Genomic DNA, 20633 nt, shown 5'->3' with positions numbered 1-20633 from the left:
TAAGTAAGGGCTTTTTTATTTTGTCTAAGAGGTGAAAAAATGGATCTGGAAATAGTTACTAAAGGAAAACAATTATCGGAGAATGATCGAACCATTTTGATTTATCTAGCCGCGCATGTTAATGAACTAGAGGGCGTTTCTTTAAGAAAAATCGCTGCCACACTCTATACTTCACCAGCAACTATTGTACGATTAGCGCAAAAGTTGGATTTTTCTGGTTATCTAGAATTATTTTACTTCTTGAAAAATCAATATCAGCCACAAAATCAATTCGTCGAAGCAACTGTCGATATTTCAATTCCAACGGAGAAAATCGCTCCTTCGATTCAAGATATGAAAAAAATCTATCAAGAAAATCAAGGAAAATTCATTACCATTTACGCTACAGGCTTTTCGAGTATTATCGCAGAATATCTTTACAAAAAGCTGTTAGTAAATGGCATTAAAACGCTTTTCGTAAATGCAGCAGATTCGTCTGGGATCATCAACAATAACGCCGATAATATCAGCATGCTGATTGTCATATCTAAATCCGGTGAAACTCAAAAAGTGATCGAAAAAATGCAATTTTCACAGGAGCGAATGATTCCGACCATCTTGTTTACAGGTAACAGTCAATCCCGTGCAACAGAAGCTGCAACAATTGTTTTTGAAGTCGCTGACGAACGTCCTTTAGATAGCCAAAATATTAAGTATAATAGTTTTTTCGGCAAGCTATTATTGCTGATGGAATACATCGTTCAAGAATTTACTCAGAAATAATTAGTCGAAATAGCCTTGAGCAATCTGCTTGTATAACTCACTTTTTAAAGGGTCGGGAATGAATATTTCCTGCCCCTTCTCGATCGTCAGATCCGGCTGCTCCAATAAATAGTACAAGCCAAAAATTGGTTCATTTTGTTGCGCATAATAACATGGCGTGCCGAAAACATCTGCAGCCAACTGACCTAAGGCAGCTGTTTGGAAAAATCCGCCGCTAACAGAAAGTGCCTCCCCTTTTGCGACTAGCTCAACTAGTTGACGAACATTGAGCAAAACGCCTTCGATCACGCTTCGCATCATTTCCATTTGTGTATGCTGCAAGGTCAAATCGTAAAATCCACCCTTGATCTCGTTGCTCCAATAAGGCGCGCGTTCGCCATTCAAAAAAGGCCAAAAACGTAGACCGTTTGCTCCGGCTTCTGTACGATCCAATAGATCTGGCAGGCTTTCATAAAATTGTGCTGGATTTTCTGCTAAATGATTTGCCGCCCACGCTAACACGACCCCGCCATTATTGGAAGGTGCTCCGCTCACTAGTAAATCTTTTTTTAAATAGTAACAGAAGTTTTGTTTTTTCTGATCCAGCTGGATCTTATTCGCGACTTGGCGAACCGCTGCGCTTGTTCCAATCGTCAGACTTGCTGATCGACCAGTAGAGTAAAAACTCGCATATGCAGCTAACGTGCCGTCGCTTGCACCAGCGACAACTTGAACACTATTAGAAAAATCAAATAGTTCGCGTATTTCCGGCAATATTTCAACGATCTGATTTGTGTCTACCAATGTTGCCAGCTGCTCTTTTCTTATTCCGAGATAGCTTAGAATTTCTCCACTCCATGCCTGTTTTCGCAAGTCAAACATTCCTGTAGCCGAGGCTGTAGCGAAATCAATGATTGGTTTACCGGTAAAATATTCCATAACCAGTTCTTTCAGTCCATACCAACAGGTCTCGCTGGAATAGAATTGCTTTTCTTTAAAATAAAGCAATTTAGCAAATGGGGACATCGCGTGAATCGGTGTGCCTGAAATCTCATAAAAGCGCGCTGCTAGCTCGGTTTGCTTGAAGCGATCTATTGTCTTTGCAGCCTGTAGATCCGACCACAAAAAAATCTGTCTCCTGCCGTCATCAGGCATCAGGCTATGCATCGCCGTACTAAAACTAAGCGTGGTAATTTTTTGCCGAAGATTTACTGGAATTGCCAAAATCCCCGCCTGTAAAATTCCTAAAATCTCATTTCCATCTTGATATTTGATTCGATCATCGCCATAGGTCTGAAGTGGTAAATCACCCGTATAAAGCAAGCTATTTTCCTGAATCACTCCTAGCTTAATGGCTGTTGTTCCGATATCTATTCCTAAAAATACTGACAAATTTATTCATCCTTTACAAAGGCGTGCCCGCCAAACTGATTGCGCAATAATGCGACAAGCTTCTCACTTATCTTATCACAATCCTCTGAAGCAAAGCGCGTCATAAGTGACTGGGTAATGACAGGAATATTTACCTTTAGACGCAGCGCCTCTTCTACCGTCCACTTTCCTTCCCCAGATGATGGGATGATCCCTGCTAGCTCGTTTAGATCGATCTGCTCCTGATAAATGTTTTCCGTTAATTCCATTAGCCAAGAACGAATAACCGAACCATGATTAAACACTTGCGCGACCTCAGCCATATCATAATCATAAAGACTATGATGTAGTAAATTGAATCCTTCGCCGATTGCTTGCATCATCCCGTATTCAATCCCATTATGAACCATTTTGAGATAATGTCCGCTGCCTGCTGATCCAGAGTAAATACAGCCCTTTTCAACACATAGATCGATAAACAATGGTTTTAATTCCTCGAAAACCGCCTGTTCGCCTCCAATCATCATACACGCACCTTGTCTTGCTCCTGCAACACCACCAGAGGTTCCCACATCGATAAAATGAATGCCTCTAGCCCTACAGTACTCAGCGTTCTTTAAACTATCCTGATAATGAGAATTTCCTGCATCAATCACAATATCTTCTACAGTTAATTTATCAGCAATCTCCATAACCGTATTGTTCGTTATGCTTCCAGCTGGCAGCATCAGCCAAATAATCCGACGCGTGGTTGAATCTTTTAGTAACGATTCAATATCCGTAAAAAACGTTCCGCCTAATTTAGTTAATACGACTTCAACCTTTTGATCTATGTCGATCCCATTCACCTGATGGTTATGTCTTAATAAATTTTCAGCAATACCCATGCCCATTTTTCCGAGTCCGATCATCGTGATTTTCATTCTCATTCCCCCTGAATTTTTGATTAAAAAGATGACAGCAGCAACTCACTTAACAGTCGTTACTGCTGCCATTCTATAGTTAATGTAATTCTGGCCAAGTATCGCCATTTTCGGCAATCAAATCGTCTAGTAATTCTTTGGCCACCTGTGCGCTAGGAACAGTCTTGGATAAAGTCAGAGCCTGCCACATTTTTTGATAGCTGTTTTCTACATAGGCTTCAACAACTAATTTTTCAACAGTAACCTGTTGGAACATTAAGGCTTGCTGAAAGGCTGGGATTTGTCCTTGAGCCAATGCTTCTGGTCCATCCGTTCCAACAATACAAGGCACCTCTACCATCGCATCATCTGGGAAATTGGCGATCGCGCCATTATTCTCAACGATCATCACCATCCGTTCATGAGTGTTAAAGGCAATCGCGCGGGCTAGATCAACTATGAATGTAGCATGAGCATCAATATCGAATGCAATTCCGGCTGCTGATCCATTGGCAATGATTTGTCGCGCATGATCGAAGACATTTTTTTCTCGTCCTTCCATCACTTCATTGGCACGAGTAAACTCAGGATGATCCTTCATATGCTCAAAGACGTAATCCGGATACAAATAATATTTCAAATAGGTATTCGGCAGGTATTCTGGCGTAACCGCTAAAATATCTTTAGCCTTTTTATGAGTCTCCTGCCAGCTAGGATCTGTATGTTGTGTGTCTACTTCGATTTGAGTCAAATAGCCATGTTCAGAAACATATTCTCGAATTTGATCTAGATACTCATGTCCTTCTTTGTCTTTAACGCTAGTCCACCAACCAAAATGATTCAATCCGAAATAGCGAACTTCTAGTTCCTCTGGTTTCTTACCAATAATTTGGGACATCCGACGCAGTGTTCCAACAGGCATGTCACAAATATTCAAGACTTTCGACTCTGGTCTTAACACTCGACACGCCTCTGCCACAATGGCTGCCGGATTCGAATAATTCAACATCCAGCAATCTGGCGAATATTTTTCCATATAATCGATAATCTCTAACATCCCGGTAATACTGCGCATACCATAAGCGATTCCGCCAGGTCCACAGGTCTCTTGACCAAAGACGCCATGACGCAATGGAACCTTTTCATCCTTCTCACGCATCGCATACTTTCCTACACGAATGTGGGCCATACAAAAATCGACATCTGTGAAAGCAACCTCTGGATCAGTTGTATATAAGAAGTCGATCTCAGGCGCTTGCTCCTTCAATAAAATCTCTAAAGCTTCACCAAGAATTCCTTGTCGATCACCGTCATTATCATAAAGCTTCAAGGTTCGTAATGGAAAACGCTCCAAATTATCTAACATCATCATGACGATTCCTGGAGTAAAGGTACTCCCACCGCCGGCAATCACTACTGAAAATTTTTTCATCGCTATTCGTCTCCTCCGTTGTCTCTACCTAAATATTTTTCAAGTTTTTCTCGGACCTGCGGGACTGTCAACCCGTAGACCACGTGGACATTTTCGCCATTACTGATGACACCTTTGGCTTGTGTCTGATTTTTTAATAGACCTTCATTCACTAATTCCGGCTTCGCAAGCTTTAATCGTAACCGCGTATAGCAATTATCAATCGTTTTAATATTTTCTGCACCACCTAAGCCCTCTACGATTTTTCCTGATAACTCGTCATCAGCTGATGAAACGGCTAAGACACCTTCGTCTGGCACTGCTGTTTTCTTTTCGTTGTACTCTTTTTTCGAATAGAGCTTCGTCTCTTGATCTTCATCTTCTCGTCCAACGGTCTTAAAATTGAATTTAACGATTAAGAATCGGAAAATAAAGTAATAAATGAAGAAGAAGGCAACGCCAACTAAAAGATAGATCGGCCAGCGTGTCTTTTCTGTCCCCAATGGAATGTTATAAAGTAAAAAGTCGATAAACCCATTGGGACCAATTGCCCGCGAGCCAAGGATATTTAATGCCACCATACTCAACCCGCTCAATGCTGAATGAATGACGAACAACGCAGGTGCCACAAACATAAACGAAAACTCAATAGGTTCTGTCACTCCAGCAACAAACGAAGTGACTACTGCTGGAATCAGAATAGCCTTCACCTTGAACTTATTCTCTGGTTTAGCCGTTTGATACATCGCTAAACACGCCCCGATCAAGCCAAACATTTTCGAAATTCCACGAGCGTCCCAGATGACACTTTGTGACAACACTCTCACTGCTGGATCAGCAATTTCGGCGAAATAAATATTTCTTGCACCTTCAAAGACCTGACCGCCGACTTCTGCCACACCACCAAGTGAGGTGTACAGAAATGGCGTATAAATCAAATGATGCAATCCAGTCGGGATCAATAATCTTTCTAGTGAACCATAAAGGAATATCCCAAAGTTACCTGTCTTTTGAATCACTCCACCTAAACCGTCAATCCCTTGTTGAATGACTGGCCAGATAAAGGAAAGTAGAATGGCTGCCAATACCAAGACCGGAATCAATACGATAAAGACAAAACGAGCACCACCATACACCTGAAAGGCATTATTAAAGGTCGTATCAATAAAACGGTTGTGGATTAACGCTACGACGATTCCAAGAATAATTCCTAGAAAAACGCCCATATCCAACACTTGTACTCCTAAGACCAATGCCTGTCCCGATCCTTGTAACTGATCTGGAGCCACCAGCATCTCTCTTAATTCCATAAACTTATTCATTGCGTATAAGAAAACTAGATACCCAAGCAAGGCGGTAAATGCCGCTTCCGCTTTTTTCTTATTGGCTAAACCTAGTGCAATCCCTACACAAAAAATCACTCCAAGATTTGTTAATACTGGCAGCAAGGCTGCGGACAAGATACTACCGAATCCCATTGTGATCGGATTATCTAAAAAGCCAAATGTCTCGATCAAGCGCGGATTCGTAAAAACGTTTCCAATCGCGATTAAAATACCAGCGATCGGCAAGATCAACACAGGAACAAACATGGCCTTTGAAAACTTTTGCATGCTATCCATGATTTTCGCTTTCATCATTCTATCTCCTTCGTTTTATGATGTGTTCAGTATACGGGGCACTTTTCTAAAAATAAACAGATACCGCTTACAACTCAACTCGTTTCACGATTTGAAACACGTTTCATGATAATTGAGTATTAAAAAAGAGTCTCCAAGATAGGAAACTCCAGATATCTTTGACTTTCAGATACGTTAATAAAAAAGAATCTTTGTCCAGCAGCAAGCTATTTAGAAAGTAACTCCTTGATCGTTAATTGGATAACGTGATCAACTAATACTGGGTTTCTCGTTCGGTAAGGCCATGCCCCACCTTCAAAAAGTGTATACAGCTGATCATCTATCGCTGTAATTTGTTCGACATACGGCGGTGTGTCTATTGAAAATTCCGCGTCCTTAATCGAGAAAAATCTATCCACTTTATCCAAGTTAAAGAAGTAAATTTTACCTGGGCGGTCAGGTCCCCAAGATTGGGACATTAATAAATAATCTTGATAAAAAGTTAATCCTTGAATCATATCCAACGTTTTCCATGAACCCAAGGAACGAGCAAATTGAGAAGAAGGAACAGGTGTCAAACCTGAATGCACCCTTTCTCCTTGATCAAAACTAGAGATCTTTTCATGTGAATCAATCGTTAATTCACCCTGATCATTTAGACGATAAGTCGCCATGCGGCCATATTCGTTCAACGTAAAATAGCCTACGACCAAAACACCAGATGTATAAGTCAGCGCAGAAGCATGAGAAACTTCTTTTAATGATAATTGCTGATGGTATGAAATGACACTGTCCCTTTTAAGCTGATAGGCTTCTAATTCCTTTAAATCAATAGATGCCAGACCAGCAAGTGGACCACCAGTTGTGACCCATACCCGCTGATGCTTTGGATCATAGGCTATCCCGCCAAGATGCGGATGCTTGGGTAAAACAACCGTCTTGATAAAACGATGTGTTTGTCGATCTAGCATGTATATTACGGAGTGATTCTGATGATCATGACTATAGGCCGAAATCAAAAGGTACTTTTCAGTCAAAGCAATTCCTTGGGGCGTCATCGTTCGACTATCGCTAATATCGTTTGTCTTCAAATTGAGCGTCTTCGCATTATACAAGCCAGGAATTTTATACATACCATAATCAGGAACCTCCTCTTTATCAGAAAATGCGGCATGATAAAAATGATGATAGTCCTCCAACGAATCCTTTTGTTGGTCGACTGTCAAACCATGGTGTGCAGCTTCTGCTTTCAAAGGAAAAATTAGAAGGAGAAGAAATAAAAACAGGATTTTGTAGTTTTTCGTATGCATTTTAAAGGAGCTCCTTATTTTTTGGAAATACGATATTCTTGTTAACAAAACTTTAGCAAATATTCTATTAAACGACAATTAATGCGATGCAAAGTTTCCTAATACAAAAACGAGACTCCCATTTCTAACAGGAGACTCGTTTTTAATTTACTTTCATTCAGTTATATGGCTACGTCGATTGACTCTTCGATAGTTTCTTCTTTTGTTTCCTTTTTCCCCTTCGTTCGTTTTCCCCGATTGACGATCGCCACTTGCATCACGATACATAAGAGCATCAGTAAGCCGACAAAGATCTTTGTCCACCATGAGCTGAGTGTGCCCTGAAAGTCAACCATCGTCCGGATCACACCAGTAATCAAGACACCAATGACCGGTCCAATCAGTGAACCAACACCGCCTGTCAGCAAAACACCACCGATGACACAGGCCGCGATCGCGTCCATTTCTAGTCCCTGCGCGTGCAAGCCATAACCAGATAATGTGTAGAAGCTAAACATGAGTCCTGCTAACGAAGAACTAAAGCCGCTTAATGAATAGATCATTACTTTCGTTCGATCTACTGGAAGCCCCATCAACAATGCCGACTGCATGTTGCCGCCCATGGCATAGACGGTCCGCCCGAATTGAGTGAATCTCGACAAATAGATACATGCGACAACAAAGACGATCGCAATCAGCACATTTAGAGAAATAAAGTAGCCCGGTAGCAAATAGACCTTAAATTGCGAAAGCTCATAAAAAGTATTGTCCGTGATAGGAATCGACTCGATGGAAATCAAATAGCAGACTCCGCGGGCAAAGAACATACCAGCCAGAGTGACGATCCATGGATGCATTTTGAAATATTGAATCAGAAAGCCTTGGACTGTTCCAAAGATGAGCCCGATTACTAAACAAATCGGAATGACTAGAAATGCATTCATGCCGCCCTTCAACAATGCAGCGGCGATCATCGAAGTCATCGCGATTACTGCACCGACAGATAAGTCGATTCCACCTGTTAAGATTGGGAAACAAATTCCGCAGGCCAATACGATCAAATGGGCATTGTTGATAAACAGATTCAAGATCACTCGTAGTGACAAAAAGCTAGGATACATGATCGAGCCAGCTAAAAACAAAAGTAAGAAAATACCGACAGATGCCAATAAGGGAACATTCAGATTACCAATTTTAATTTTCAACAGAGACACCTGCTTTCCGTTTTTGTTTCATCGTTGCCGACCATTCCTTCATTCGTTCAGAAGAAAGCAGCACGACAAAGATCACTACGATGGCTTTAACGACCATGATGGTCTCTGATGGAATCCCGAAGGTAAAGATAGTCGTACTCAATGTTTGAATAAACAGTGCGCCCACAACAGTCCCGCCAAGATAAAATTTCCCGCCATCCATTGATGTTCCACCTAACACTACGGCTAAGATCGCATCCAGCTCCAACATCAAGCCATTGTTATTTCCATCTGCGCTGGAAACATTCGCGCTATCCATCATACCGCTCAATGCTGCCAGTACACCGCAGATTATGTAGCAGATCCACAGAACCTGCCGTGTATTGATCCCTGCATAACGAGCCGATTGCTCATTTATACCAACCGATTCGATCGACAATCCTAACGAGGTTTTTCTTGTTAAAAGATAGACAGCGGCAACGATCAAGCCCATCAATATTGCTGGAAATGGTAGACCTAAGAAATAGCCGCGACCGATAAAGGAATAGGAGGTCTTTCCTAATGTTAAAATCTCGCCGCCAGAGATAATCTGGGCGAAGCCACGACCGACTGTCATCAAAATCAACGTCGCGATCATTGGCTGGATATTCAACTTTGCCACTAAGAAACCATTCCATACCCCGCAAAGACAGCCGACCAGCAATCCAGCAGCAATCGCCACCACAACTGGTGTTCCAATCGTCAATAAGTAGGCTGCCACCATCGCTCCTAATGCATTGACTGAACCAACCGAAATGTCGATTCCACGTGTCGCGATCACTAGGCACATTCCGATGGAGACAATCACCAAGGAAGCCCCGCGATTCAATACATCGATCATACTGCCATATAAATGACCGTTATTGATCGACAATTTGAAAAAGTTCGGTGAAAAAAATAAGTTGAACAATAAAATCAGCAGCAAACCGACAACTGCCCATAATTCTTTGCGCTTCAATACTCCTTTGAGTTTTTCCATTACGATACCTCCCCGGCAATAGCGCTCATAATATTATTTTCAGAAATGGCTTCTTCAGTCAATTCAGCCACTGAGAATCGATCTCTCAAGACGATGATTCGGTCACAGCAGCGTACCATCTCCTCGTACTCGGAGGAAATAAACAGGATTGACATGCCTTTGCGTGAAAGTGATAAAATCAAACTCTCAATTTCTCTTTTAGATCCGATGTCGATCCCTCGTGTCGGCTCATCTAAAATCAAAAGTTTGGGTTCTGTTACCAACCAACGAGCCAACAGCACCTTTTGCTGATTCCCTCCTGAGAGTTCTCCGACTTTTTTATCTGCATCTGGTGTCTTTATGTTCAACAACTCAATATATTGTTCGGAGATCTCCTGCTGCTCTTTGAAGCCGATACGCTTCCATCCACGTTTCGCTTGTAAGGAAACGATAATATTCTCGCGAATACTCAGATCTGCTAGAATCCCTGAAACCTTACGATCCTCTGAACAGAAGCCGATGTTTTCTTTGATGGCCTTTTGCGGATACATTTTTTTGATATGAGCATTCTCGATATAAAGCACGCCATCGTCGAATTCTTGAGCACCAAACAAAAGCTCTGCTACTTCACTACGTCCCGAACCAAGCAGACCGGCCAAGCCTAAAACCTCTCCCTCACGAATCTTCATTGAGAAATCACTGATCACTCCTTTTTTTGTCACATCCTTCATTTGGACAAACGTTGTTTGCGGATATTCATCGGCTTTTCTGAATGCCCGTGAATTTTCATCCTTGAATTCCTGCCCAATCATTTTTGTTACAAGGTCGATTTGACTCAACTCAGCCGCCAAATATTCTCCGATCCAACGGCCATTTCGCAAAACAGTGATACGGTCAGAGATCGCGTACACCTGATCCAAAAAGTGTGTTACAAACAAAATTGCCATGCCATTCTTCTTCAACTCGCGAATGATTCCAAATAATTGCTCTACTTCATTGCCATCCAAACTAGATGTTGGTTCGTCTAAAATCAACACGCCAGATGACATATCAACTGCTCGTGCGATCGCGATCATCTGCTGCACCGAAACCGAATAGCTGTCCAACGTCTGCGTGACATCCACATCGATCTTCAGAGTTTCAAGTAAATTCTTCGCATCTTGATTCATTTTCTTCCAGTCGATCGTTCCCAGTTTTTTTGGCTGGCGGCCGATGTAAATATTTTCCGCAACGGTTAGATTCGGACAAAGGTTGATTTCCTGATAAACTGTACTGATTCCTGCTTCTTGTGCTTCCTGCGGTGTTTGTGGTTCGATCACTTCGTCATTTAGTAGAATGGTACCGCTAGTTTTTGGATAGACGCCGGTCATAACTTTGATCATAGTCGATTTTCCAGCGCCATTCTCTCCCATCAAGGCATGTACTTCGCCCTTGCGGAGATTGATCTTTACGTCATCTAATGCCTTTACTCCAGGGAATTCTTTTGAGATATGCTCTAGGGAAAGGACGATTTCATTTTCCATGGGTATTCCTCCTATAAACACTGTTCCGATAGATTAAAAAGGAATAGAGAGACCTCTATTCCTTTAAAAGTATTAGTAAGGTCGTGGTAAGTTTTCTTTTGCATTCTCACTATCAAAGATGCCATTTTCAACAAATACTTCCTTCTCAACTTTTTCGCCTTTGGCTAATTTCTTGGCTGTCGCGATGATATCCTCACCATAAAGTGGGCTGCATTCTACAACACAATTGATTTTTCCATCGACTACTTGTTCTAAGGCATCGTTCGTTCCATCAAATGAGATAACGGTAATATCTTTACCTGGAACTTTTCCTACTTCCTCGATTGCTTGGATCGCACCCATAGCCATGTCATCGTTTTCCGAGAAAAGCACATCGATGTTATCACCATTAGATTTCATGAAAGCTTCTGCAACTTCTTTGCCTTCAGCACGAGTAAAATTACCTGATTGCTGTTCAATGATCTTCCAATTTTTATGCTTCTTGACTCCTTCAGTAATCCCGGCTGTTCGGCCCACTTGTGCGGAAGATCCAGTTGTTCCTTGCAGATGAGCGATGTTTAAGGCTTCGCTTTCTTTGCCGTCCGCCTTCAGCTTGTCTTCTAGCCACTTGATTCCACGTTCGCCTTCGTCCTTCGAATCTGTTCCAATCCAGGCACTGTACAAATCATCGATCTTCTTGCCTTTCATCTTGCGGTCTACGATCAAGACAGGGATGTTTGCATCTTTTGCCTCTGTTAAGACGGTTTCCCAACCCGTTTCCACAACCGGAGCAACAGCAATCACATCGACACCTTGTTGAATGAAATTACGAATTGCTGAGATTTGATTTTCTTGTTTTTGCTGCGCATCAGAAAATTTTAAGGTGACATCCGAATCGCTTTTCGCTGCATCTTGGACCGATTTCGTATTGGCCGTCCGCCATTGACTCTCTGCACCCAACTGAGAAAAACCAATCGTGATTTTTTCGTCTTTGCCCTTTTTTGCACCAGAATCATCTGTAGAAGCACTTCCGCCTCCACATCCAGCTAACAATGTACCAAGGATCGTTAGTGACAAAAACGCGCTGACTAATTTTTTCTTTTTCATTATTTTCCCTCGCTTTTCTTTTGATGAGTTAATCATAAGTCAGCATTGTAAACGCTACCACGAATCATTTGTGATGATTTACTTAAAATAATTCAGCTTTTTAACTTGATCTATAAAGCAGACAAAAAAGAACCTTGATTATTTTTAGGGAGCTCCTATAAATATTTCTGATACGCTATCTTTGGTTTATTTTTTTTCATACAATATAAGTAGGAAATGATGCCGATAGAAGGAGGAACCACAATATGAAAAGGTTTTCGTTCTTAGTGCTGGTGATTTTACTACTAACCAGCTGTGCTGCAAGAAACTCCCGCTCATCAAATGAAGAAAAAAAACAATATGTGATCGGCTTTTCTCAGATCGGAGCAGAAAGCTCCTGGCGAGAACGCAACACTGAGTCTGTCTTAGAAGCAGGAAAAAAAGCTAACTATAAAATCCTCTACGAAAACGCGAATCAAAGTCAGACTGAACAAATCAAAGATCTCCGTTCCTTCATCGCTTCTCGCGTGGACTTGATTATCTTGACTCCTATCGTAGAAACTGGCTGGAAACATGTTTTGGAGGAAGCCGCCGATGCAAATATCCCTGTCGTTATCAATGATCGATTGATCTCGAAAGAAGATTCTCATCTATATAAAACATTTGTTGGTCCAGATGTTCCGATCCAAGGAATCCAGACCGCGGATTTCCTAAAAAAGAAATACAAAGATGTGCAGGAACCAATTAATATCGTGGAAATCCAAGGGAGCAAAGATGCCTCGCCAGCGATCAGCCGACATGATGGTCTTGTGGAAGGATTGAAGGACGATCCGCGTTTTCATCTAGTTGCTTCGGTTCACGGTGATTTTATGCTTTCAAAAGGACGGGAGGCAATTAAAAATGTAACGAAGTCCCATGATCTCAAACAAGTTGATGTGATTTATTGTCACAATGATGACATGGCGGATGGTGTCGTCTCCTATTTAGAAGAAACAGATATTAAACCCGGAAAGGATATCACGATTTGTAGTGTTGATGGGCAGCAAAGCGCCATTGATCTGCTAAAAGCTGGGAAAATCAATTGCGTGATTGAATGTGATCCAAATATGGGTGAAAAACTCTTTGAAGTCGTTACGGCCGTATTAGAGGGAAAAAGTATTCCGAAAGAAAACTACACGACAGGACGCGTGTTTTCCGAATATTCAGATTTGACTAAAATCGATAAACGAGGGTATTGATCATGAAGCGGATAAGTATCGGAAACACCTTAGACTACCACTATAAATTGGTGATCCTCTTAGCCATTCTACCAATGGTTTTGATCAGTATCTTTTTTATGGTCAATATCTTTCAATACCGACAATCGATTGAAAATGTCAACGATGTAAACAAGATGAATTCCGAAATGTCTACTAAAATAGACAATTCCGTCTTTTATTTGATCACCGGCAAGCCAACAAGAATGCAGGACCCGACCGAATTGATCGTTCACTATCAAAAAGAGTTGGACAAATTGAAGGACAGCTCTTCCTCCTTCGATCAACAGCAAACACTAGATGTGGCCAAACGCATTTTAGATACTGATCAACACTATGTGAATACGATCAAGGAAAATATCGCAGCAGAAAAACCGATCAGCGATAGTGAAGCGATCTTAATTGAGATTCGAAACGTCAATGTGCTGTTGAAGGATACGTTGCAGGAATTTGTAACCGGTGAAATCAATTTATCAAATAAGAAGAGCAATCAGATTTTCCAAACGATCATTATCCTGATATTCTTAGAGATTTGCTTAGTGATCATCCTCGTTATTATCATCACTCGAAATAAAAAAAATTTGAATGCCCGTATCAAGGTTCCCATGGATAAGCTTTTGACCTCACTCTCTGAGATTTCTAAAGGCAACCTAGATACTCAAGTGGAAAGCTCTGAGATCGTTGAATTCGACATTTTATCCTCGGAGGTCAATCAGATGATGACTCAGATCAAAGCACTACTGGAGCAAAATGATCGCAAACAACAGGCGATTGCAAAGGCTGAGTTGAGGGCTTTACAGGCACAGATCACTCCGCATTTTATTTACAACAGCTTAGACGCAATTATCACTTTATCTGAGTTAGATGAACCAGAACGTGTCGTCGAAACAACACTGGCCCTTTCAAATTTCTTTAAGCTGACACTCAATAATGGAAATGATTGGGTCACTGTCAAACAGGAAATCGAACATGTTACAAGTTACCTGCAAATTTTAAAAACTCGATACGGCTCGATCTTGGAATATCAAATCACGATCGATCCAAAAATCGAACTTGTCAAAATGCTTAAAATGATCCTCCAGCCAATCGTCGAAAATGCAATGTATCACGGGATCAAACACAGCCGCCAACGTGGAGTGATTCATATCAATGGCCGCCAACAGGAGGAAAGACTAATCTTTGAAGTCACCGATAACGGAGTCGGAATGACCCCTCAGCAAATTGAGACCCTGCAGAAAAATATCCGAGAACTGGATCCTACTGGGGTATCCGGCGGCTATGGACTTTATAACATTTATCGCAGATTGCGTTTGTATTTTGGAGAGACCGCTGAGCTGAAAATCGACAGTCAAGAAAATTACGGAACGACCGTCACGATCATTTTGCCACTTAAAACAGATGTCTTTGTAGAGAAGAGGGACGAGAATGCTTAAGGTATTTATCGCAGAGGATGAAGAAATCATTCGTTTATCCTTACGCAAGCAAATTGCCAAATTAGAAAAGGAAAGCGATGTTCAATTTGTCGGTGAAGCCAGCGATGGTGATATGGCACTTTCTATGATGCAGGAGTTGAAGCCGGATCTACTATTAACAGACATACGGATGCCCTTCATGAATGGCTTAGATCTCGCTCGCTATGCCAAAGAAATGCTTCCGTGGCTCCATGTGATTATCATTAGCGGCTATGATGATTTTGCGTATTCGCAGGAAGCCATCGCCATCGGTGTCGATTCCTATATCACCAAACCAGTTACTACGAACGAACTGACTAACGCCATCAAGACATCTCAAAAACAGATCCAGCAAGAACGCGAACGACAAAAACAGCCGGATCAAAAAAATAAAATATTGCACTTTGAATACTATAAAGAGCATTTTTTTCACCATTTAGAAAAGAGCGGCTATGAACCTAGTGAACTAATCGAGCGTCAAGAAAAGCTCAACTTTAACTTATTAGGACAACACCTAACCGCCATTTACGTCAAATTGCCTCAAAAGCATTTGAATGAGCAGAACTACCAGTATTTAGTATTACGTTTAAATGAAATCTTTGGTTCGGATAAAAATGTGTTATCGGTGGTCTATGACACGCTGATCATCAAGTGTTTAGTGAGTGCTGCAACCGAGTCCGATTCAATGGATAAAGCCTATTATGCCGCTGATATTTTGAAATACGAGCTTCAAAGTCTTAACGAATCTGCCTTCGTTATCGCAATCGGCTATACCTCTAATCGTTTGACTGAGCTTCGGAATAACCTATTAATCACGCAGCAATTCGCAATAGATAGTCTTGGTCCGTTCAACGGAAAAATCATCCGTCTTGCCGATACTCTAAATGTCGAAGATACAGGTTTTGTCTTACCAGATAAAACATTATTGAATCTCAATCAGGATTTTCACGTGACTGAAGCCATTGATCTGATTTTGGACGGCTTAGAAACAAAAAATGGCTTCTCTTCCTCCTATGCTTATCAGGCCGCCAAATACTTGATGAAATTCTTAGAAAAACTTGATACCACCCAAGGGAAAAAAGTCTTAGCAGAATACCAAGAGTCCGATCTCGTTTTAATCAGCAAGACACCTTCTGTTTATCGTCTTCTGCTGGAAGTTTTATTAACAGCCATCAAAAATGGCATAAAAGAAAAAAGCTATCATAGTAAGAATCAAGAACATCCTGTCGTCACAGCTGTATATAAAGAAATGCTGGAAAACTACTCTGATCCAAATCTTTCCTTACAGATGTCCGCAGATAATGCTGGCGTCAGCTTAACCTATCTAAGTACCCTTTTTTCGCAAACAAAAGGCAAAAATTTTATTGATGCTCTAACGGAGATTCGATTGAATCACGCGAAAGAACTCTTAATAGATACCGATCTTTTAATTACTGCAATCGCCTTTGAGATCGGCTATAACGATCCAAATTATTTCAGCTATCTCTTTAAAAGAAAAATTGGTATTTCGCCAAAAGCATTCCGGGCAGAGCATAACAAATAAGCACAAGAAGAAAACCAAGTTCTTCTTGTGCTTATTTTCTCATCACCAATTAATACCAATCATCCATCATTTCTAGTGTCATAATCCCATCATCCACGCCCAGTTCGAGTTGCTCTCGAATCTCCGGCATAGCTGATTCATTCACTTCCCCAGCTGCAATCAAAAATTGATAGAACTTCTTCATAGATGATCCGGCCTTCTTAACCGCACTTTCACTGATCCAGACATTTTTTCGAGCGCCCCAACTAAAGAAGTCGCCAATCACCTGAAAAGTAGACACTGCTAGGTCATAGCCATAAAAAATTAAATACCCGCTCAGATAATCTTCAATATTGGCTAGATGTTTATTTACCGTCTTCTTTGTTAACTTTTCATGCTGTTCAAGGTATTGTTTAAATGCAGCTAAAACTAAGCGATTGTTCGCCAATGCAGCTTCATACTCTTCATCAGAAAAATCGACTACTTTGAAATCAGCCAGGCTTTTCCAATTTCTTTCTACCACATATTTTTTCTCTATCTCTTCTTGTGAAACATCGCGAAGAACAAATGGCTTTTCAAAAATTTCTCGTAACTTATCTAGCGGACGCTCACTTTTATAAAAAGAATCTGCTAAGTAAAGACTAAGCTTAACATCCACCAGCATATTCAAATTAAACGTTCCATGATACTCCATGGATGTGATCATGTTATTAATGATCCCAGTAATCACACGATTATATCCTGCACTTACCTCTATATCACCAGCCAAATCAAGATATTCAGCAATTTTTGCTTGAGAGATTCCAGCAGCCTGGAATACTTCTTCGATTGCTGCGGGAATAATTTTCCCTAGCTGTTTCTTAGTTTGAGCGTCGATTCCGATCAAAACAATCGGAAAATACGTCAAATCATTAACCAATAATAAAACTTTCTTTCGTTTAACATTGAAGTAATTCGCATGCCAAGAAAAAAGCGGATTCTTATCTGAAAAGCTTCTCGCCCATTTTTTATCCACCACTTCAGATAGCTGATTAAATAAAGGTAATGCCTTCTTCGCTGGATTGATGATCATTTTCGCACCTCGCCTAATCGTTCATTAAACACAGTATTAGTATAACAAAAAATAAATCCTGAGGTACTCCATTTTTGGGAAATACAAAAAACGAGCTTTCCCATAATAGGAAGCTCGCTAAAGTCTGTTTGAACAGAATTTTTATTTTTCCTCTGCATTGGCGTCTTTGAGACCGTATTTCTTGTTGAAACGATCGACACGTCCATCTGCTTGAGTGAATTTTTGACGTCCAGTGTAGAATGGATGAGAGTCCGAAGTAACTTCGACACGGATTACAGGATAAGTGTTTCCATCTTCCCATTCAACTGTTTCTTGTGAAGTTTTAGTAGAACCTGACAAGAATTTGAAACCTGTAGTTGAGTCCATGAACACAACTGGATGATATTCTGGATGAATTCCTTGTTTCATAGTTTTTTTCGCTCCTTTGCCCTGAATCATTTGCTGGTTCAGAGTTATTTTTGCAATTTGCAACATGAATATACTATCATGAATGATTCGACAATGCAATTATCTTTTTTGATTTCTTCGCACGGTTTTTCCACCGAATGAAACGTCCTTGAAAGCTTTGAAAACTTGTTCGTTATTCTTTGTCTTTTTCAGGAAATTGACAAATTGTGACGTGTATTCTAATGAATCGCCAGTCATATTGTTACGTAGCTTAAAGATTTCTTCGAGACGCGACGGTGCCATCAATAATTCTTCTTTACGTGTACCCGATTTCTTGATATCGATCGCTGGGAAGATTCGGCGTTCAGATAATTCGCGTGATAATTGTAATTCTAAGTTCCCTGTTCCCTTGAACTCTTCATAAATCACATCATCCATCCGACTACCCGTATCAACTAACGCGGTTGCTAAAATCGTCAAACTACCGCCTTCTTCGATATTACGAGCAGCACCGAAGAATTTTTTCGGCTTATACAATGCAGCTGGATCGATCCCGCCGCTTAATGTCCGACCACTTGGCGGAACGACTAAATTATAAGCACGAGCCAAACGAGTAATGCTATCCATCAAAATGACGACATCACGCTTATCTTCAACCAAACGCATCGCACGTTCTAGCACTAATTCCGACACACGGGTGTGATTTTGTGGCTGCTGATCAAAGGTTGAATATACCACATCACCCTTAACGCTACGTTCTAAATCCGTCACTTCTTCTGGACGTTCGTCAATTAAGAGGACGATTAATTCAACATCGGGATAGTTATCAGTAATGCCATTGGCGATTTCTTTCAGGATTGTTGTTTTTCCGGCTTTAGGCGGTGCAACGATCAATCCACGTTGACCAAATCCTACCGGTGAGAAGATGTCGATCATTCGTGTAGACAAACGACCGGGAGTTGTTTCTAAAACTAATTGCTTTTCAGGATAAAGAGCCGTTAATGCAGGAAAATGTGGACGTTCTTTGGCTTCTTCCGGATCTTTGCCATTAACACTTTCCACGTGCATCAAGCCGTAATAACGCTCTGATTCTTTCGGTGGACGAGCTTTTCCCGCCACTTTATCACCGTTTCGCAATCCGAAACGACGAATCTGTGAGGAAGAGATGTAGATATCTTCCGCACTTGATCCGTAATTGATTGGACGTAAAAAACCGTAACCATCTTGTCCTACAATGTCCAAGACGCCTTCCATATAAAAGAAGCCTTGTTTTTCTGCCTGTGCACGTATCACAGCCAGCGACAACTCTTTCTTATTCATTTGACTGTAATAAGGAATTTTAAAATCTTTTGCATATGCATAAATTTCTTTTAGCGTCTTGTTCTCAAGTTCCGCCATTGTTAAATAATCGCTCATTATTCCGCCTCTTCCTCGTCGATCATTTCGATAGTAGCACCAAGAGCCGTTAGTTTATCAATAATATGATCATATCCGCGCAAAATGTATTCTACGTTAAAAATTGTTGTTTTACCTTCAGCCATTAATCCAGCAATAACTAAACAAGCTCCCGCACGCAAATCAGAAGCCACTACTTCTGCACCATGTAGTTTATTCGATCCGTTTAGTATGATCAAATTGCCTTCTACACGAGCATCCGCACCCATACGAACTAATTCTGGTATGTGATTCACTCGTTTCGAATAAATCGTATCAACGATCTCAGAAGATCCTTGGGCTTTTAATAATAATGGCGTGATTGGTTGCTGCAAGTCCGTGGCAAAGCCTGGATAAGGGGATGTCGTAACATCAACTGTTTTTAAATTCTTAGACGGCAGCACTTCGATACTGTCTTCAGAGATATTCATCTCCACACCGATTTCTTCCAACTTAGCAATAAAACTTTCAATATGTTCATAAATGACATTATGAACCGTCACACCTTCACCCATCGCAGCGGCCAAGGCCAAGTAAGTTCCTGCTTCGATTCGGTCAGGAATGATTGAATGGACGCAGCCATGTAATTCTTCAACGCCTTCGATCCGAATCTCATCCGTACCAGCACCGCGAATTTTTGCACCCATATTATTCAATAATGTTGCAACATCAATGATCTCTGGCTCACGTGCGGCATTTTCGATAATCGTTTTGCCTTTGGCTTTTACTGCAGCAAGCATCACATTGATAGTCGCACCAATAGAAACCACATCCATAAAGATACGATCGCCACTTAAGCCCTCTTCATCTGTTCGTAAATAAATCACGCCATGTTCATTTGAAACTTCCGCACCTAAGCTCTCAAACCCTTTGATATGCAAATCAATCGGACGAGGTCCTAAGAAGCATCCTCCTGGTAATCCAACAACTGCTTCACCGAATTTCCCCAATAAAGCGCCCATAAAATAGTAAGAAGCACGTAAAGAATTGATTTTACCACTTGGCATCGGAATTGATACAACGTTACTTGGATCAATCACCATTCGATTGTCTTCAAAAGACACTTTCGCACCCATGATCTCTAAAATTTCAATCAAAGAATGCACATCTTGAATATCTGGTACACCTTCTAATGTTACTGGCGAGTCCGCCATAATTGCTGCTGGGATTAATGCGACTGCGCTATTTTTCGCGCCGCTGATTGTAATATTACCTGATAATGGTTTTCCACCATGAATTTCGATTTTTCTCATTTATTTTCACCTAATTAATTATTTTGAAGTTTATAGACCATTATCCATTCTAGCATATTATTGTCTGTATAAAAAGGAACCTTTCTCAAATCCGCTTAGAAAATAAGCGGCTTATCTAGACTAAAATGAAAATCGATTACTTGAGGA

17 protein-coding genes are annotated in these 20633 nt (G+C 41.0%); 4 read left to right on the top strand and 13 right to left on the bottom strand.

Translation table 11 applies throughout. The features are described from left to right. Positions 1-39: 39 nt before the first annotated feature. Complete coding sequence (locus IGI44_RS06555; protein ID WP_438786977.1) at positions 40-762, top strand: MurR/RpiR family transcriptional regulator; 723 nt, start codon at positions 40-42, stop codon at positions 760-762. Here the strand turns inward: IGI44_RS06555 and IGI44_RS06550 are convergent, their stop codons facing one another. The 9 genes from IGI44_RS06550 to IGI44_RS06510 form a co-directional block, all read right to left on the bottom strand. Then, a complete protein-coding gene (locus IGI44_RS06550) occupies positions 763-2139 on the bottom strand; it encodes a gluconokinase (RefSeq protein WP_438788928.1) in 1377 nt (458 codons plus the stop codon). Next, positions 2136-3035 carry a phosphogluconate dehydrogenase (NAD(+)-dependent, decarboxylating) gene (gene gnd, locus IGI44_RS06545; protein WP_438786976.1) on the bottom strand — a complete coding sequence of 300 codons (900 nt, stop codon included), beginning with the start codon at positions 3033-3035 and terminating at the stop codon, positions 2136-2138. Before gnd ends, IGI44_RS06550 begins: the two co-directional genes overlap by 4 nt. Before the next feature lie 79 nt (positions 3036-3114). Beyond that, on the bottom strand, positions 3115-4446 hold the full coding sequence (locus IGI44_RS06540; RefSeq protein ID WP_438786975.1) for a 6-phospho-alpha-glucosidase: 1332 nt from the start codon (positions 4444-4446) through the stop codon (positions 3115-3117). Positions 4447-4448: 2 nt separating this feature from the next. Beyond that, on the bottom strand, positions 4449-6062 hold the full coding sequence (locus IGI44_RS06535) for a PTS transporter subunit EIIC (RefSeq protein WP_438788927.1): 1614 nt from the start codon (positions 6060-6062) through the stop codon (positions 4449-4451). 209 nt (positions 6063-6271) lie between these two features. Continuing rightward, positions 6272-7354, bottom strand: coding sequence for a YncE family protein (locus IGI44_RS06530; protein WP_438786974.1), 1083 nt, complete (start codon positions 7352-7354; stop codon positions 6272-6274). A 161-nt stretch (positions 7355-7515) separates the two neighbouring features. Further along, complete coding sequence (yjfF, locus tag IGI44_RS06525) at positions 7516-8538, bottom strand: galactofuranose ABC transporter, permease protein YjfF (RefSeq protein WP_438786973.1); 1023 nt, start codon at positions 8536-8538, stop codon at positions 7516-7518. Beyond that, positions 8528-9544, bottom strand: coding sequence for an ABC transporter permease (locus IGI44_RS06520; RefSeq protein WP_438786972.1), 1017 nt, complete (start codon positions 9542-9544; stop codon positions 8528-8530). Before IGI44_RS06520 ends, yjfF begins: the two co-directional genes overlap by 11 nt. Further along, positions 9544-11046, bottom strand: a complete 1503-nt coding sequence (locus tag IGI44_RS06515) for a sugar ABC transporter ATP-binding protein (protein WP_438786971.1) — start codon at positions 11044-11046, stop codon at positions 9544-9546. The genes IGI44_RS06520 and IGI44_RS06515 overlap by 1 nt, the downstream gene beginning before the upstream one ends. Before the next feature lie 72 nt (positions 11047-11118). Next, the gene (locus IGI44_RS06510) at positions 11119-12132 is read right to left on the bottom strand and encodes an ABC transporter substrate-binding protein (protein ID WP_438786970.1); all 1014 of its coding nucleotides are present in this window, start codon (positions 12130-12132) and stop codon (positions 11119-11121) included. A gap of 245 nt (positions 12133-12377) precedes the next feature. Between IGI44_RS06510 and IGI44_RS06505 the strand changes: the two genes are divergently transcribed. The 3 genes from IGI44_RS06505 to IGI44_RS06495 are packed head-to-tail and all read left to right on the top strand — an operon-like array spanning position 12378 to position 16361. After that, positions 12378-13349 (top strand): ABC transporter substrate-binding protein, encoded by a 972-nt coding sequence (locus tag IGI44_RS06505; RefSeq protein ID WP_438786969.1) that lies wholly within the window; start codon positions 12378-12380, stop codon positions 13347-13349. A 2-nt stretch (positions 13350-13351) separates the two neighbouring features. Next, complete coding sequence (locus tag IGI44_RS06500; RefSeq protein WP_438786968.1) at positions 13352-14800, top strand: sensor histidine kinase; 1449 nt, start codon at positions 13352-13354, stop codon at positions 14798-14800. Further along, a complete protein-coding gene (locus IGI44_RS06495; RefSeq protein ID WP_438786967.1) occupies positions 14793-16361 on the top strand; it encodes a response regulator transcription factor in 1569 nt (522 codons plus the stop codon). The genes IGI44_RS06500 and IGI44_RS06495 overlap by 8 nt, the downstream gene beginning before the upstream one ends. 49 nt (positions 16362-16410) lie before the next feature. Here IGI44_RS06495 and IGI44_RS06490 read toward each other — a convergent pair whose 3' ends face one another. From IGI44_RS06490 to IGI44_RS06475, 4 genes are all read right to left on the bottom strand, one after another. Further along, entirely contained in the window at positions 16411-17412 is a 1002-nt protein-coding gene (locus IGI44_RS06490) for a DUF6933 domain-containing protein (protein WP_438786966.1), read from the bottom strand. A gap of 141 nt (positions 17413-17553) precedes the next feature. Then, complete coding sequence (locus IGI44_RS06485) at positions 17554-17820, bottom strand: type B 50S ribosomal protein L31 (protein ID WP_010744532.1); 267 nt, start codon at positions 17818-17820, stop codon at positions 17554-17556. Positions 17821-17919: 99 nt separating this feature from the next. Beyond that, positions 17920-19215, bottom strand: a complete 1296-nt coding sequence (rho, locus tag IGI44_RS06480; protein WP_438786965.1) for a transcription termination factor Rho — start codon at positions 19213-19215, stop codon at positions 17920-17922. After that, positions 19215-20486 carry a UDP-N-acetylglucosamine 1-carboxyvinyltransferase gene (locus IGI44_RS06475; protein WP_438786964.1) on the bottom strand — a complete coding sequence of 424 codons (1272 nt, stop codon included), beginning with the start codon at positions 20484-20486 and terminating at the stop codon, positions 19215-19217. The genes rho and IGI44_RS06475 overlap by 1 nt, the downstream gene beginning before the upstream one ends. Positions 20487-20633 lie beyond the last annotated feature (147 nt).

Origin of the sequence: Enterococcus sp. DIV0756 (assembly GCF_051710745.1) — a bacterium.
Classification (GTDB): Bacteria; Bacillota; Bacilli; order Lactobacillales; family Enterococcaceae; genus Enterococcus_A.
Note: the sequence above shows the minus strand (reverse complement) of the source record. Positions and strands in the feature narration are given on the sequence as shown.

Coding starts and splice junctions, on each gene's coding strand:
- IGI44_RS06505 (WP_438786969.1), top strand. CDS start 12,378: ATGAAAAGGTTTTCGTTCTTAGTGCTGGTGATTTTACTACTAACCAGC.
- IGI44_RS06510 (WP_438786970.1), bottom strand. CDS start 12,132: ATGAAAAAGAAAAAATTAGTCAGCGCGTTTTTGTCACTAACGATCCTT.
- IGI44_RS06495 (WP_438786967.1), top strand. CDS start 14,793: ATGCTTAAGGTATTTATCGCAGAGGATGAAGAAATCATTCGTTTATCC.
- IGI44_RS06540 (WP_438786975.1), bottom strand. CDS start 4,446: ATGAAAAAATTTTCAGTAGTGATTGCCGGCGGTGGGAGTACCTTTACT.
- IGI44_RS06490 (WP_438786966.1), bottom strand. CDS start 17,412: ATGATCATCAATCCAGCGAAGAAGGCATTACCTTTATTTAATCAGCTA.
- gnd (WP_438786976.1), bottom strand. CDS start 3,035: ATGAAAATCACGATGATCGGACTCGGAAAAATGGGCATGGGTATTGCT.
- IGI44_RS06475 (WP_438786964.1), bottom strand. CDS start 20,486: ATGAGAAAAATCGAAATTCATGGTGGAAAACCATTATCAGGTAATATT.
- IGI44_RS06530 (WP_438786974.1), bottom strand. CDS start 7,354: ATGCATACGAAAAACTACAAAATCCTGTTTTTATTTCTTCTCCTTCTA.
- IGI44_RS06555 (WP_438786977.1), top strand. CDS start 40: ATGGATCTGGAAATAGTTACTAAAGGAAAACAATTATCGGAGAATGAT.
- IGI44_RS06535 (WP_438788927.1), bottom strand. CDS start 6,062: ATGAAAGCGAAAATCATGGATAGCATGCAAAAGTTTTCAAAGGCCATG.
- IGI44_RS06515 (WP_438786971.1), bottom strand. CDS start 11,046: ATGGAAAATGAAATCGTCCTTTCCCTAGAGCATATCTCAAAAGAATTC.
- rho (WP_438786965.1), bottom strand. CDS start 19,215: ATGAGCGATTATTTAACAATGGCGGAACTTGAGAACAAGACGCTAAAA.
- IGI44_RS06520 (WP_438786972.1), bottom strand. CDS start 9,544: ATGGAAAAACTCAAAGGAGTATTGAAGCGCAAAGAATTATGGGCAGTT.
- IGI44_RS06485 (WP_010744532.1), bottom strand. CDS start 17,820: ATGAAACAAGGAATTCATCCAGAATATCATCCAGTTGTGTTCATGGAC.
- IGI44_RS06500 (WP_438786968.1), top strand. CDS start 13,352: ATGAAGCGGATAAGTATCGGAAACACCTTAGACTACCACTATAAATTG.